The sequence below is a fragment of the Flavihumibacter sp. CACIAM 22H1 genome, assembly GCF_001601815.1.
In the GTDB taxonomy this organism is placed as follows: domain Bacteria; phylum Bacteroidota; class Bacteroidia; order Chitinophagales; family Chitinophagaceae; genus Flavihumibacter.
The window spans coordinates 1-1512 of sequence record NZ_LUKG01000058.1; the positions used below are offsets into that span (position 1 = coordinate 1).

Consider the following 1512-nt stretch of genomic DNA (forward strand, 5'->3'; position numbering starts at 1 on the left):
ATCCGGTACCCCTGCCGATCGGTTTTGTAAGGATCCAGGCTTGCCGACGCTGTTATGTTGATCTTTTCAAAAAGGGTCCTTCTGACGTATAAACTGATCGGCGATAACTGGAAGCTGTCGGCCAGAAAATTATAACTACCCGTTAAACCGAAACCATCGAGCAGGCGCACTTTTTTAATGCCGTCCTCTGAGGTAGTATCCTTTTTGGAACGCACTTTCATTTCCAGGTTATTATCCAGGGTAAAACTTAATCCCCCGAATTCCCCCTCGCCAAAAGCGCCGTAGAGGCTTCCGGCATATTTACTGAACCGTACCTGGCGGCCGGTGGTATCTACCTGGGTGGAATAATAGTCTTTGCCGTTCATATCTGGTTTGTAACTGGCAGAAACAGATGGACGGATCACATGCCGGATCGCCCGCACACTGCTGTTTTTTCCAAACTTATTAAAGGTTCCAAAAATAGCCGTGTTAAGGCTCATGCTGAACGACATATCGCGGGCGGTATAAAAGCCGCGGTTGATCGTGGTGTCAATACGCCTGGTGGCGGGGTTCCAGGCACGATTGAATTGTTGAGCATACCAACGCTCGGAATAACTGATGCCCGGGGCAATTTGTATGGGTCCGAGTGAAGGAAGCGATAAGGTTATGGGAATATTGTGTTGTGCGCCCCATTGCATGGTATCGATCAATTGCTTGAATGAAAAGGCACTGTCGTAAAATGAAACCTGGTTCCGGAACTGGGAGTTTAGACCAATACCCAGTTTTTCGTACCATTTTGGCGTACCCACAAACTCTTTTTTCTGGAAAGGATAAAAGTTATTGACCGTAAAAGACCCATCCGGCAACCGAATATTAATCCGGCGTTGGTTACTATTCTGATCATGGCCCGCTGTAAGACTCAGGTTATATTTGTTATTCCAGTTTTTGGTATAAGAAATGGAAGAATATAACTGGTTCTGAAAATTTATGGAGGGATTGGCTCCTACGAATTTATTATACTGCGTAGAGCCGGCATTTACACTGGCCTGGAAATTGGTACCCGGGCGTGCTTTTGCGTCAGCCACATGGCTCCATTGAATATTAAAACTGCGGTTAACGTCAAATTCTTTGTTTACATCCCGACTGAGGATCCTTGTATTCTGTACCGAAAGGTTCATTCTTCCGGAGTAGCGGTACCGGCGTTTATAGGTAGGAGTTAGCACGCCCCGCCAGCCTCCATAGGAATAGATATCGCCCCTGAGCATGATGTCAAACTTTTCGCCCAGCACTTTATAATACCCTACACCTTCCAAACCAAGACCAAACTGTTCATTTGCAACAAACTGCGGGGGCAGGATCCCTGATTTTCGTCCTTGCGATAAGGGGAAGAAGCCAAATGGAATATAAATCGGCACCGGCACCCCTTCAAACTCCGGATGAATAGGTCCGCTTACCGCCAGTTTTTTATTAACCAGCTTCATTTTTTTGGTCCGAAAGGCAAAATGCGGCGTATCGAGGTTACAGGTGGTAAAT

Annotated in this window: 1 protein-coding gene; it reads right to left on the reverse strand. The window is 46.5% G+C overall.

Annotation, left to right across the window (positions count from 1 at the left end):
• On the reverse strand, positions 1-1512 hold a 1512-nt coding region (locus A1D16_RS14780), incomplete at both ends, for a putative LPS assembly protein LptD (protein WP_290710909.1).